Origin of the sequence: Lutibacter sp. B1, from assembly GCF_012524075.1 — a bacterium.
GTDB lineage: Bacteria > Bacteroidota > Bacteroidia > Flavobacteriales > Flavobacteriaceae > Lutibacter.
This window is the reverse complement of sequence record NZ_JAAZUI010000001.1, coordinates 193,298-207,199: the sequence shown is the minus strand read 5'-3', so window position 1 is coordinate 207,199 and position 13,902 is coordinate 193,298. Positions and strand designations below refer to the sequence as shown.

16 protein-coding genes are annotated in these 13,902 nt (G+C 28.8%); 1 reads left to right on the top strand and 15 read right to left on the bottom strand.

The window, feature by feature from the left end:
- Positions 1-43: 43 nt before the first annotated feature.
- The 13 genes from HGB55_RS00910 to HGB55_RS00850 form a co-directional block, all read right to left on the bottom strand.
- Positions 44-1,732: a DUF4878 domain-containing protein gene (locus HGB55_RS00910; protein WP_168813729.1), complete on the bottom strand. Its 1,689-nt coding sequence runs from the start codon at positions 1,730-1,732 to the stop codon at positions 44-46.
- Between the two features lie 77 nt (positions 1,733-1,809).
- Entirely contained in the window at positions 1,810-2,217 is a 408-nt protein-coding gene (locus HGB55_RS00905) for a DUF4878 domain-containing protein (RefSeq protein ID WP_168813727.1), read from the bottom strand.
- Positions 2,218-2,267: 50 nt separating this feature from the next.
- Positions 2,268-2,534, bottom strand: coding sequence for a DUF4282 domain-containing protein (locus tag HGB55_RS00900; RefSeq protein WP_168813725.1), 267 nt, complete (start codon positions 2,532-2,534; stop codon positions 2,268-2,270).
- 12 nt (positions 2,535-2,546) lie between these two features.
- Positions 2,547-3,152 (bottom strand): YiiX/YebB-like N1pC/P60 family cysteine hydrolase, encoded by a 606-nt coding sequence (locus tag HGB55_RS00895; protein ID WP_168813723.1) that lies wholly within the window; start codon positions 3,150-3,152, stop codon positions 2,547-2,549.
- Between the two features lie 187 nt (positions 3,153-3,339).
- On the bottom strand, positions 3,340-3,657 hold the full coding sequence (locus tag HGB55_RS00890; RefSeq protein ID WP_371807788.1) for a DUF6122 family protein: 318 nt from the start codon (positions 3,655-3,657) through the stop codon (positions 3,340-3,342).
- A 2-nt stretch (positions 3,658-3,659) separates the two neighbouring features.
- On the bottom strand, positions 3,660-4,274 hold the full coding sequence (locus tag HGB55_RS00885) for a WbqC family protein (RefSeq protein ID WP_168813721.1): 615 nt from the start codon (positions 4,272-4,274) through the stop codon (positions 3,660-3,662).
- A 113-nt stretch (positions 4,275-4,387) separates the two neighbouring features.
- On the bottom strand, positions 4,388-5,926 hold the full coding sequence (gene lepB / locus HGB55_RS00880; protein WP_168813719.1) for a signal peptidase I: 1,539 nt from the start codon (positions 5,924-5,926) through the stop codon (positions 4,388-4,390).
- Between the two features lie 12 nt (positions 5,927-5,938).
- Positions 5,939-6,643, bottom strand: a complete 705-nt coding sequence (dapB, locus tag HGB55_RS00875) for a 4-hydroxy-tetrahydrodipicolinate reductase (protein ID WP_168813718.1) — start codon at positions 6,641-6,643, stop codon at positions 5,939-5,941.
- A 2-nt stretch (positions 6,644-6,645) separates the two neighbouring features.
- Complete coding sequence (locus tag HGB55_RS00870) at positions 6,646-7,224, bottom strand: DUF5683 domain-containing protein (protein ID WP_211047312.1); 579 nt, start codon at positions 7,222-7,224, stop codon at positions 6,646-6,648.
- Complete coding sequence (locus HGB55_RS00865) at positions 7,224-8,123, bottom strand: ParB/RepB/Spo0J family partition protein (RefSeq protein ID WP_168813716.1); 900 nt, start codon at positions 8,121-8,123, stop codon at positions 7,224-7,226. The genes HGB55_RS00870 and HGB55_RS00865 overlap by 1 nt, the downstream gene beginning before the upstream one ends.
- On the bottom strand, positions 8,107-8,889 hold the full coding sequence (locus tag HGB55_RS00860) for a ParA family protein (RefSeq protein ID WP_168813714.1): 783 nt from the start codon (positions 8,887-8,889) through the stop codon (positions 8,107-8,109). The genes HGB55_RS00865 and HGB55_RS00860 overlap by 17 nt, the downstream gene beginning before the upstream one ends.
- A 123-nt stretch (positions 8,890-9,012) precedes the next feature.
- Positions 9,013-10,470 (bottom strand): aminoacyl-histidine dipeptidase, encoded by a 1,458-nt coding sequence (locus tag HGB55_RS00855; protein WP_168813712.1) that lies wholly within the window; start codon positions 10,468-10,470, stop codon positions 9,013-9,015.
- Between the two features lie 24 nt (positions 10,471-10,494).
- Positions 10,495-11,127 (bottom strand): NAD(P)H-dependent oxidoreductase, encoded by a 633-nt coding sequence (locus tag HGB55_RS00850; protein ID WP_168813710.1) that lies wholly within the window; start codon positions 11,125-11,127, stop codon positions 10,495-10,497.
- Between the two features lie 113 nt (positions 11,128-11,240).
- Between HGB55_RS00850 and HGB55_RS00845 the strand changes: the two genes are divergently transcribed.
- Positions 11,241-12,512, top strand: coding sequence for a DUF2851 family protein (locus tag HGB55_RS00845; RefSeq protein WP_168813708.1), 1,272 nt, complete (start codon positions 11,241-11,243; stop codon positions 12,510-12,512).
- Here HGB55_RS00845 and HGB55_RS00840 read toward each other — a convergent pair.
- Positions 12,509-13,270: an MBL fold metallo-hydrolase gene (locus HGB55_RS00840; RefSeq protein ID WP_168813706.1), complete on the bottom strand. Its 762-nt coding sequence runs from the start codon at positions 13,268-13,270 to the stop codon at positions 12,509-12,511. The two genes, HGB55_RS00845 and HGB55_RS00840, sit on opposite strands and share 4 nt — an antisense overlap.
- 115 nt (positions 13,271-13,385) lie before the next feature.
- On the bottom strand, positions 13,386-13,817 hold the full coding sequence (locus HGB55_RS00835) for a hypothetical protein (RefSeq protein ID WP_168813704.1): 432 nt from the start codon (positions 13,815-13,817) through the stop codon (positions 13,386-13,388).
- Positions 13,818-13,902: the final 85 nt, after the last annotated feature.

Genomic DNA, 13,902 nt, shown 5'->3' with positions numbered 1-13,902 from the left:
TAAAAAATCCCAGCCATCATAAGCTGGGATTTTTGTTAAGATATTATTTTATTGAAACATACCATTTACCATCGATATTAAATAATTTATTATCTTGTGTAGTTGTTTCGTTATTGCTGTTTTCCATGGTGGAATTAACAATTGCAGTTTTGCCATCTTCACTAATAGTTTCTTTATTAATAGTTACTTTTTTGAAACTTTCTCCTTGCTTTTTTTGTTTTTCAGAAGCCATAGCTAACAAACCTTCCATTTTTTTGAAATCATCTTCAGAAAACTGTTCTCCATCAGGCCCTACATATAAACTGGCGGCTTTTTCAAATTCATTATTTTTAAATAAATCAATTAATAATACCATAGTTTTACCGGGAGAAGTATTGTCTAAAGAGAAATTATTTCGATAACCGGTTTCTTCTTCAGGCAACGAATTTTCATCTTCTTCCCAAGCCTTTTTTATAATAGCAGGTTTGTTGTTTTTTGGTTTTGAGTTTTGTGTAGTTGATTCACTAATAATTTCAGAATTATTTTCTATAACAACTTTATCTTCCGGAAAATATTTATCTAAAAGGTCGCTGGAACTTGAAGTAAGTCTTTTTAAACCCACCAATAATTTATTTCCTCGGTCAAAATTTTCAAAAAGTTTTACAAATGCTAATGGACTCTTGGTAGGTATAAGTGCACTCACCTCCGATAAAAGTTCCAATTCATCATATAGAAAGTTTTCTTTGGGTAATACTTGAACTGTTAAATCAACTAAGGCAGAGCCACAAGTAACGGCAGCAAGAGGAACTCCGGCTCCTGAGGCAATTAAGCCTACACATGTAACAGTTTGTAATGCAGTTGAGGCATAGCCAAGATACTTGGACATATTTTTTAGATCGATTACGAAAATTATTGATGAAGTTCCGGGTCCTTTTCCTTCTTTTTCCTGTTCTATAGTTATTGAAAAAGATTCTAAATCTTGTAATTCTGTCTGTTCAGTACTGATAAAATTTCCATTTAAATCATAAATAGAAAGTTCTACTATATTATTTTCGGCAGGTTTAATATTTACAGCATACTCATTAGTAACTAATCCTTTTGGGAATCCTTCATTATTAAAAAGCATTATCACAGCTTCTGCATTTTCATTTTCTTTAAAAATGAGTGATTTTACCATTTTTTTGTCTTCCGATAAATCAAATCCCATAATATTGCCATTTTCATGAATGGCAAGTAAATCCATTTTATCATCATCTGTTTTTACAATAACAAAGCTATCATAAATTCCTGCTTTTTCTTTTTCAGATTCTTGTTTGGCTTGAGTAATTTGGCTTGTGTCTATGTAGGGTTTATCCTTTGTGAGTTCAACAATTCTTTTTTTGATGGGGTTTAGAATTTTTTCAGCTTTTTTTTTGGACATTGGTAAAGGATTGTCAGCCCATCCATTATCTGTTTGATATTGTCTTTCAAAAAGTGTAATTGTTAATATTCCATACCCATATTCAAACTTAAAACGAAGCCTGTTTTTTATTATTAAACTGGTATAGTTATAGTAATTAGTTTGTCCTGTTCCGCTTTGTTTATCAATTATTGGTCGTGGTAATTTTAGTTCTTGGAATGTTTTATAAACAGAAGGCCAAACAGTTTCTTCAGCTATATTTTCAATTTTTATTGATTTATTCTCTTGGGCTAAATTTTTTTTCGTTGAACATAAAATGAACAATAATGAAAAGAAGATAATTTTATATTTCATAATATTGTTTTTATTTACTATCCTATATTTTTAATCAAAAAATCCCAAAATTTCTTCCGGGATTTTTTTGAGTTTAATTAATTCATATTGAGAACCATATACCATTTTCCGTCAACATTTATTAAATCTGCATCATCTTTGTCAGTTTCTCCATTTTTGTAATGTATTGTGAAGTCTACTGTAGCTTCTTTTCCATCTTCACTTATAGTTTCTTCATCAATGGTAACGTTGTCTATACCACCTTCTTTTTCATGCTCTTTAGCTCCCATACCAATTAAACCTTCTATTTTTTTAGCTTCTTCTTCTGATAATTTTTCTCCATTATCGTTTACATACATAGCAGCTATTTTCTCATAATCTTTACTTTTCATTAAATCAAAACTTTTTAAAACTGTACTACTTGGAGAGTTTCCTGAACCGCAAGAAAATAAACCTATTGTAATAATTAAGGTTAAAAGAACTGTGTAAATTGTTGAATTTTTCATGATTTATAATATTTGATTGTTTACTAAAATTTATTGTTTTGAATAGTTTTTTATTCCTCCTTGTTAGTTGCTATTTTTTTAAGATTTTCATGGATTTTGAAAATTACAATTAGCAACTCACACCAAATTCTTACTGCAACTGCACCGGCAACCATAGTAAAAATACCTGTTAAAAATTTTGAGAATGTGAATCCTCCAAAACCACCAAACATAGTAAAAAGGCCTGCACCAATACTTGATAATAAAAGAATCCAGTAAATAAATGTGATAATTTGTGGAGTAATCATTGTGTCCAAATAAAGAAGTTTGTTTTTCATGACTTTTGTTATTTAATTAATATTTAGTTTGTTAAAAATTGGTTTTTTAGTGAATTCTGAAGGGAAAATAATAGCGTGAGTATTAACTATATAATTGAGGTTTTTTGTTTTAATGTTTAGTGTTACTCCAGCATTTTTAAATGCTTTTACTATAAGCTCTGTGCAATACAATTTATTATTGGTTTTTAAATCAAAATCATCATCAAATGTGAGTTTTTTTGTATAGAATTGATTTGCTTCATTAACAACTTTATTTAAAATAGTTTGGCTAAATGTGGTACGGTAAATAGCATATTTAGATGCATTTTCTGGTTTTAGAAACTCTTGGAGTGTTTCTTTTTTTATAGTTTTAAGTTTATGCGGTACTGCATGAATAACATAAGGGATATTGTTATCAATTTGTATAATTCCTATATGAGAAAACTCAGCATCTTTATCTGCTAAATAAACAGCATAGCTTTCAGTTGAACGGCCACAGCGTAAAACCAAATCGCCATTTTTTAGATTTGAAATAGGAATTTCTCCTTTGTTGTTATGTTCAGTAATAAATAAAAAATACTTAAAACCAATCACAACAATCCCCAATAAAAATAAAGTGATAAATAATTTTTTAATCATATATCAGTATTTTAAAAACGGGGTTTTAAAAACTTTTGATTAAATTAGAAAGTAGTAGTGTTTAACAAAAAATTGTTAATGATGTTAAAGTTAGGTAATTATAATTATAAAAGGTTGTTTTTTTATTAAAAAATTGTAAAGTTGAGTTAATAATTTACAAAATATGTATTGGTGTTTTTTTAGATGATTACTTTATCCATAAACAATCTATACAATCGGTAAACATGTGAAAAAGTAAACCTATTGCTATAATTCTAGTTTTTGGGAAGATTAAAAGAATTGTATAACCAAAAATGGCATAATATGAATGTAATGGGTGGTTATTTATACTACATCGGTTTGCATCAAACATTGGAGTTGCCATAAAGTGATCTACATCTACAAGCATTGTAGCAATTAACATAAGCCATACTTTTTTCCAATTATTTTTAAAAAACACTATAGCAATTAAACCGGGAACTAAAAAGTGCATTCCGTAGTGAACTATGAATCTTAGAATTTCCACTGCTAAAATGTTATTTGTTGACTTTCTAAATAATTCAATGCATTTGGACCTTCCATAAATAATAAATCTAAAATACTTAAGTTTGGTAGAAAGTTATGGCTTTGATAAAATACCTGTATATAACTATTTAAGTTATAATTTTTGCTGTTTTTAGCAATTGCCAGGTATCGTAGATCCAAATTTTGTGTTTCAGTTATGTATTCTTTGGTTTTGATAAAAGGTACTTCAATTTGCAAAGCATCCATAACAATTTGGTGGGTTAATAAATTTAAGTCCAACAAATAGGTATATCTTTTCTCAAAAACAGGCAATAAATCATCAATATAAAATTCAAAAAAAGGAGAGGAACTATAAGCGGTTTTTAAGGTTTTTAAATGTTGCTTATTCCAATTGTCTTTATAATCAATTTTTACATCTTTTGTCTTTTGTTTTATGCCTTTATTATGTTGAATAGGAATATTTAACAAATGTTTGCCATCAGCAGTATAAATATAGCACCTGTTTCTGTAGGTTTGCTTTTGAAAATTATCTTCGGTTTCAAAAACTATTTTATCAGACTTGGTTATTGCAACATATTGTATTATTGGCGAAAAATATGTAGGTTGTAGTAAAACCATTTTTTAATACTAATTTAAAAGCTTCATCATTCTGAACTAGTTTCAGAATCTTATGAGCTTATGAGTAAACCAGAATAAGACCCTGAAATTAATTCAGGGTGACATACTATTAATTATCCTTCTTCTTTTTTACGTTTTCTGAAAAAGCTATATACAAACCATAAAGCTAAAGCTCCTAAGAAATAATATAAATAAGATACTGGTTTTCCGCTGCCATGTACTGTTGTAAATACACGTTCCCATCTAATTTTATTTGCAATACCTTGTCCGTTAGTATCCCAGCTAAACCAAATAAATACAGGCTTACCAACTACATGGTCAAATGGTACGTAGCCCCAATAACGTGCATCTTCAGAATTATGGCGGTTATCACCCATCATCCAATAATAATCTTGTTTAAAAGTATAGGTAGTTGCTAATTTTCCGTTGATAAATATTTCATTTCCATTTACGGTTAAATTATTGTTTTCATAAACTTCAATAATTCTTTTGTAAAATGGTAAAGATTTTGAATTCAATTCTACAGTTTTACCTGCTTCAGGTATATAAATTGGACCAAAATTATCACCAGACCAAGGGTATAAAGGACTGTGAGGGAAAACGGCTTTATTATAATTTCCGCTAGGTGTTATTTGTTTAGTGATACTTTTAACTAACGGATTATTTTTAAGCTTCGCTGCATTTTCATCGGTTAAATTGAGCATATAATAATCGCCATAAAAACTTCCTTCAGTTACATTATATCTGTTTAAAAGAGTAGCACTTAATTGTCCGTTGGTAACAACTTTATGCAAATATTGAGTTTTAGCTCTGTCTGGTAAAACAGTTTGTTTACCATTGATATAAATATAGCCATCTTTAATTTCCAGTGAATCTCCCGGAATACCAACGCAACGTTTTACATAGTTCGATTTTTTATCGATAGGTTTATCAATATGAATGTTAGATTTATCAAAAAAGAAGCGAACAGTATCTACAGGCCAGTTAAATACCACAATTTCATTTCGTTTAATTTTTTCAAAGCCAGGAATTCTAAAATAAGGTAGTTGTGGTTTTTTTAGATAAGATCTTAACTTTGTTAGAGGTAATGAGTCGTGAACCATAGGAGCTGCAACAACAGTCATAGGAACTCTAGCGCCGTAATGAAATTTACTTACGAATAAAAAATCACCAATTAATAACGATTTTTCTAATGATGAAGTTGGTATTGTGTAAGGTTGCATGATGTATGTATGAACCAAGGTGGCTGCAACAATAGCAAAAACAATTGAACTTATCCATTCACCTAATTCAGATCTGGATTTTAAACTTCTATCTTCAACATACGTAACATCATAAACATAATTTACAACATAAATATAAAAACCTAAGGTTAGTACCACCAAAACTGTATCTAACCTCGAATTTTTCCCAAAACTTCTAATGGTTTCTATCCAAATTACAGGAAACATCAACAAGTTTATAATTGGAATAAATAATAAGATAACCCACCATTTTGGACGGTTAATTATTTTCATTAAAACAATAGCATTATAAACAGGAACTATAGCCTCCCATGCTTTTCTACCTGCTTTTATGTATAATTTCCAGGTGCCTAAAAAATGAATTACCTGAATTATTAAAAAGAATATAAACCATTGAATCATTGTCATAATAATATGTTTTTATTTTAGACCTAAAACGTCTTTCATTGTAAATATACCGGTTTTTCCTAAAAGCCATTCCGCAGCGATAACTGCGCCTAAAGCAAAACCATTTCTGCTATACGCAGTGTGCTTAATATCAATAGCATCAACTTCAGATTCATATTTTATTGAATGGGTTCCCGGTACATCAGGAATACGTTTTGCTACTATTGGTATTTCAGTTTCTTTATTTGTTACATCAAGAGTCCAACTTTCTTTCGATGTTTGTTTTATAATTCCTTCAGCTAAAGTAATGGCTGTACCACTTGGGACATCTAATTTTTTTGTATGATGAATTTCTTCCATTGAAATGTTATACTGACTTAAATTTTTCATCATTTTAGCCAAATATTCATTTAATTCGAAAAAAATATTAACTCCTAAACTAAAGTTTGAAGCATAAATAAAAGCACCGTTTTTTTGTTTACAAAGGGCTGTAATATCATTAAATTTGTTTAACCAACCTGTTGTTCCGCTTATTACCGGTACATTATTGTTGATACAGTTTGAAATATTGTTAAATGCTGCAGACGGTATGCTAAAATCAATAGCAATATCAGCTAGAGTTATATCGTAATTTTTAGTGTTTTCATCAACTTTTAAAACTATCTCATGCCCTTTTTGTAAAGCAATTTGTTCAATTGTTTTACCCATTCTACCATAACCTAATAAAGCTATTTTCATTGTTAAAATTTAAAATTTATTGATGCTCCAACAATTGATTTGTTGGTTGAGGAGTCTTTAATTATTTTAGGATTTATTGATAAATTATTATCTACATTGTGCTGTAACAAATGAGCATTTGTACTTGCTTCCACTATTTGTAAAATATACAAACCAACTGTTACAAGCAACGATAAATCTCTATCTTTTTTATATGATTTTTGAGCTCTTACAAGTGCGTCTGTTGATAAATTTGGATTTCCATTTAGACCATCAAATTCATCAGGTTTATCATTAATCCTTAATTTATAAGCCTTTCTGGCCCTGTTGTAATTGGTGTTATTTCTACTGTAAGTATAAATTCCAGTTCCTAAAGCCCCATAAACAATCGGAATTTTCCAATACTTTTTGTTATAAGCTTGTCCTAATCCCGGTAATATAGCAGAATAAAATGCAGCTTTAGCCGGTGATAAAGCATCAAAATCATTAGAATTTACAACTACAGTATCCTTTACTTTTATAGTAACTGTCTCTTGCGAGAAACAATTAGTGTTAATTAAGTAAATTAGTATAAAGAATATATAAACTGGTTTTTTAAACACTACTGTAGTAATTTTTTTATTCTATTGAAATCTTCTTCTGAATGAAATGGGATAATTAATTTTCCTTTGTCTTTACCAGAAAGTTTAACTTCAATTTTATGACCAAAATATTCACTAATTGATTTTAGTTCTTTGTTAACAAATTTTGGAATCTCAACTTTTTTAGGAGTTGGTGTTGACTTTACAGGAAATCCTTCTTTTAGATTTTTGACCAATTGTTCAGTTTGTCTTACCGATAATTTTTGCTGAATGATTTTTTCATAAATCTTTAATTGATCTTCAGTACTATCAATATTGATCAATGCTCTACCGTGACCCATTGATAAAAATCCATCTCTCATACCGGTTTGTATGATGGGATCCAATTTTAATAATCGTAAATAATTACTTATTGTTGATCGTTTTTTACCAACACGCAAACTCATTTCTTCTTGAGTTAAGTCAATTTCATCAATCAATCTTTGATAAGATAATGCAACTTCTATAGGATCTAAATCTTTACGCTGAATATTTTCTACCAATGCCATTTCTAGCATTTCTTGGTCGTTTGCCAGTCTAATATAGGCCGGAATAGTGCTGTTTCCTATTAATTTTGAAGCTCTGAATCTACGTTCACCCGATACTAATTGAAATTTATTTCCTTTTGATTTTCTAACAGTAATAGGCTGAATTACACCTAACTCTTTTATAGAGCTTGCCAATTCGCGTAGCGACTCCTCATTAAAATAAGTTCTTGGTTGATAAGGGTTTACTTCAATTGTATCTAATTCAATTTCAATAATATTTCCAACAACTTTATCTGCATTTTTATCATTTGCTGATGTTATATCTTCACTGCTTTCTTTCAATAAAGCAGATAATCCTCTTCCTAAAGCTTGTTTTTTAGTTGCTTTTGCCATCCTTATTGTGTTGTTTTAATATTTCGTTGGCTAAGTTAATATAATTTACGGCACCTCTGCTTGTTGCATCATAAGCTATAATACTTTCACCATAACTTGGAGCCTCACTTAACCTAACGTTACGTTGTATGATGGTTTTAAATACCATATTCTGAAAATGTTTTTTAACTTCTTCTACAACTTGATTAGAAAGGCGTAAACGAGAATCGTACATGGTAAGTAATAAACCTTCAATATCTAAATTTGGATTGTGTATTTTTTGAACACTTTTTATTGTATTTAATAATTTACCTAACCCTTCTAAAGCAAAATATTCACATTGAATAGGAATTATTACAGAATCTGCTGCAACTAAAGCATTTAATGTTATTAATCCTAAAGAAGGAGCACAATCAATTAAAATATAATCATATGAATTTTTAATATCTTGTAAAACTTCTTTAAGCATATATTCTCTTTTGTTTTTATCAACCAGCTCAATTTCAATTGCCACTAAATCAATATGTGCAGGTATAATTTCTACATTAGGAGAATTTGTTGGTATTATAGCCTCTTGTGCTGTTATAGCATGTTCTAATAATTGATACGTTCCTTTTTCAACTTCTTCAACTACAATTCCTAAACCAGATGACGCATTGGCTTGTGGATCAGCATCTATAAGTAGCACTTTTTTTTCTAACACACCTAAAGCGGCAGCCAAATTTACGGTTGTTGTTGTTTTACCAACTCCACCTTTTTGATTAGCAATTGCAATAATTTTTCCCATAAAAGAATATTGAATTATTTTAAGGTGTAAAAATACAATTATTTATTGTTTTTAAAAGCTAATAATGTTAACAAAGACTTAAATTAAAAGAGGTTGAAATTACTCAATCCCTTTTGTTTTTTATTAGTTTTTTAAAGGTATATTTTCTAAAATTGTTAATAAAAACTTCCAAAATTTTTGGGTAGATTTTATACTTGCTCTTTCATCGGGTGAATGTGCACCTTTAATTGTGGGTCCAAATGAAATCATATCCATATCCGGATAGTTGGTGCCTAAAATTCCACATTCTAAACCGGCATGGCAAGCAACAATATTTGCTTTGCTATCGAAAAGTTTTTCATAAGTTTGACTTAAAACTTGTAGAATTGGAGAGTTTACATTTGGTTTCCAACCCGGATATGCTCCTGAAAGTGAAACATTGTAACCAGCCAATTCAAAAGTAGCTTTTAAAGCATTTGCCAGATCGAATTTTGAAGTTTCAACAGAAGATCTTGTTAAGCACATGATTTTAATTTCTTCGTCTTTTACTATAATTCGAGCAATATTATTTGAAGTTTCCACTAAATCTTCCATGTCATTACTCATTCTGTAAACACCATTATGTGCAGCATAGATTGTTTTTAAAAGTGTGTTTTGACTAATAGTAGTCATTACCCTTTCAGGATTTTTTATTTTATTTATTTTAATTTCTAAATTTGGGTCAATAGTTTTAAGCTCTGATTTAATTTCTTCAGAAATTTTAGAAATAATTTTTAAAAATATTTCTCTTTTAGTGTCGTATACTGATATTTTAGCAAAACTTTCTCTTGGTATAGCATTTCTTAAACTTCCACCATTAATTTCAGAAATTCTAATAAAATCGGTTACTTCATATAATAAACGATTCATAATTTTATTAGCATTTCCTAATCCTTTATGAATATCCATGCCTGAGTGGCCTCCATTTAAGCCGGTAACTGCTATAGAAAAACCTGAGCTATTTATTGGAGAATGAACCTCGTGATAAGTATTATGTGCTGTAATATCAATACCTCCTGCACAACCTATATCAATTTCATCATCATCTTCAGTATCTAAATTAAGTAAAATTTCACCTTCTAAGTAACCTGATTGCAGTCCCATAGCTCCGGTCATACCGGTTTCTTCATCAATAGTAAATAGTGCTTCTATTTCCGGGTGTTTGATATCTTTAGAGGCTAAAATACTCATAATTGCAGCAACACCTAAGCCATTATCGGCTCCAAGGGTTGTTCCTTCGGCGCGTACCCAATCTCCATCAACCTTCATTTTAATTCCTTCAATATCAAAATCAAAAAGAGTATCGGCATTTTTTTGGTGTACCATATCCAAATGAGATTGTAAAACTATAGTTTTACGGTTTTCCATACCTTTTGTTGCAGGTTTTTTTATAATTACGTTACCAACAAGGTCAACTACAGTTTCAAGCTTTAATTTTTTTCCAAAATTTGCCATAAACTCAATAACACGTTCTTCTTTTTTTGAACCTCTTGGAACCGCATTTAAATCGGCAAAATTATTCCATAATTCTTTAGGCTCAAGGGCTCTTATATCTTTACTCATGATTACATACTTTTTTTAGCGTTACTATGAAATTTCTATAATAGTTTCATTTAAGGGCTTTCTTACTTTTTTCATTTTGCTTATAATGTCATCATCAGCTCTGTATCCAACAGGCATCATTAAAACTGACATTAAATTTTTTTCTTTTAAATTTAATAATTCATCAATTTTTTCAGGTATAAAACCTTCAAAAGGACATGCGTCTATTTTTTCAACTGCACAAACTGTCATTAAATTTCCTAATGCAATATATGTTTGATATTTTGCTGAAAGTTGCCTTTCTTCAATTGATTTATTTTTATACATTTCAACAAGTTGTTTTCTGAAATTAGAAACTACTTCTTCTGATACACCTCTGATTTTCTTTTCTAAATCAAAATAAGCATTTACATCTTTAGTTGTAGTATCAGTATCAATGCATAAAACCAATAAATGTGAAGCGTCTGCTACTTGGCGTTGATTATAGGAATATTCTACAAATTTTTCCTGTAATTCTTTATTTTGGATAACAATCATTTTTATAGGTTGTAATCCAAATGAAGTTGCGGTTAAATTAAAAGCGTTTTTAAGTGTTTCAATTTGTTGATCTGATAGTTTTTTTGAGGGGTCAAACTTTTTAGTTGCATACCTCCATTCTAAACTATTTATAATATTCATTTTAATTAAGGTTTATTACAAAATTAATTTAAAAATACCGAAAAACATGTAATTTTAGATACCAATTTTTTTTGTCTAAAGTAATTTTTTACTTTTAAAAAGTTAAAATTGTTATGAAAGAAGACTTATTGCATTTTATTTGGAAACTTAAACTGTTTTCAACAGGTAAATTACAATCTACAAACGGAGAAAAAGTAGAAATTATTTCAAATGGAAATCAGAACTTTAATTCTGGTCCTGATTTTTTAAATGCCAAAATTTTAATTGATAATCAACTTTGGGCAGGGAATGTTGAAATTCATATAAATTCATCAGATTGGTATGTTCATCATCACGAATTAGACGAAAATTACGATTCCGTAATCTTACATGTGGTTTGGGAACATGATGTTGCTATTTATAGAAAAACAAAAGAGGTAATAACTACATTGGAGTTAAAGAATTTTATTTCAAACGATTTATTAAAAAATTACAAACAACTTTTTAGTAAAAATAAAAATTGGATAAATTGTGAGAGTGAGATAAACACAATAAGCCCTTTTGTGCTGTTTAATTGGTTTGAGAGGCTTTATATTAATCGAATTGAAAATAAGTCTAAGTTAATTGAGCAAATTTTAAAAGAAACAAACAATAATTGGGAAGCAACTTTTTTTATTTTGCTGATGAAAAATTTTGGGTTAAAAGTAAATGGAGAAGCATTTTATACTACCGCAAAATCGATAAATTTCTCAATTGTTAGAAAAGTTTCATCAAATATTGAACAATTGGAAGCACTGTTTTTTGGACAAGCAGGTTTGTTGTTGAATGAGGTTGAGTCTCAATATTTCAATAGTTTAAAAGCAGAATATGATTATTTAACAGCTAAGTTTCATTTACAACCAATTTTAAAAGAACAAGTTCAATTTTTTAGATTACGCCCCAATAATTTTCCTACAATTAGGTTGTCTCAAATTGCTTTTTTGTACAATACATATCAAAGTTTATTTTCAAAAGTTATTGAAATTGAAACTATTGAAGATTATTATAAGTTATTTAATATAACAACTTCACCGTTTTGGGAAACGCATTTTACATTTGAAAAAGAATCCAAAAAAAGTGTAAAAAAACTCTCAAAATCATTTATCGATCTATTACTTATAAACACTATAATACCTATTAAATTTTGGTATTTAAAAAGTATAGGGAAAGATGATGTGAGTTCAATAATCTCTATTGCAGAAAACATAAAACCGGAAAGTAATTCAATAATTTCAAAATTTAATGATTTGAAAATTAGAAGTGAAAATGCTTTTAAAACTCAAGCTTTACTCGAATTAAAAAACGAATATTGCAATAAACAGCTTTGTTTACAATGCGCTATTGGAAAAGAATTATTGAAAAATTAGTTTGTTGTATACCAATCTCTTAGTCTAACATCAATAAAAGGGTTCTTAGCATTTACCAAGTTTTTAAATTGATGGATATCACTGAAGCCTTCACTACCTCTGTAATGATATGGATACACAACTTTTGGTTGAAATTCTAAAACAGCACTTGCTGCTTGATTAATATCCATTGTATAAGGTAAATTCATACAAATAAATGCAATATCAATATTTTGCAAGGCTCTCATCTCAGCAATGTCTTCTGTATCACCTGAAATATAAATTTGTTTGCCGTCAATAGTTAAAATATAACCATTACCTCTTCCTTTTGGGTGTTTAGAGCCTCTTTCTTCGGGTAAATTATACATAGGAATTGCTTTTATAAATAAATCTAATCTATGCACACCTTGTCCATTATCAAGCACTGTAATTTTTGAGTTGTATTGTACAGGAAGTTTATCGGCAACAGCTTTTGGAACAATAAAAATTGCCTTTGAAGTATCAATTGAGTCTAATGTTTTTTGATCTAAATGATCTCCATGAATATCGGTTATCAAAACAAGATCGGGTGATTCTAAATTCTTATACAATTCACCGCCACCATAAGGATCCACATAAATAGTTTTGTTATTATAAGTTAATATTAAGCTACCGTGCGTTATAGGTTGAATTTTTAAAGAACCATTATTGGTTTTTAGAATATCAACTTTATTAGATTGCGCTGAAGTTAGGTTAAAGAAAAGAACTGTTATAACTATTAATAAAAATTTAGATTTCATATGTACGGTTATTTAAATAAATTAATACAATATTAATTATTCATAATTAATTTTATACTAAAAATTTATTAATATGTGGGTTATAAAAGTTTTAAACTGATATAAAAGTATAAAATTAAGGATGTGTAGATTGAGTTAAATTAATCTTATAAAAGTTTTTTACCCAAGCTACCATTTGATTTTCTGTTAATAAATCTGAATTAGCAATGCCAACTATTTTATGTGAAAGTTGCATATTATTTTTAATCTCTTTTTCAAGTAGTTTTTTCATTTTAGAAGGTCCAAATAATACTAAAGAATCACAATTATTAATTTCTTTTAATAAATCTTTTAAAAAATGATTGGTTTGTTCGTTTCTACGATTTTGTCTGTTTTTTTCGTAAGTAATATATTGACCACCAAATCTTCCATATTTTTTTGATTCTCCGGGAATACGTTCTCTGGTTTCAATATTTGATTCAATTTTTTTTATTGAATGTTTGTTGTTGGAAAGTTTAATAATATACGCTTGAGAAGTGTCAATCCAAATACCAATGTTTTTTTTCATAATTGTAGATTTATAGATTAAACAATTGGGGTAGTAGGTGTGTTAAGTTTTCTACATTAAAATTACAAAAAAAGCATTTAATTAT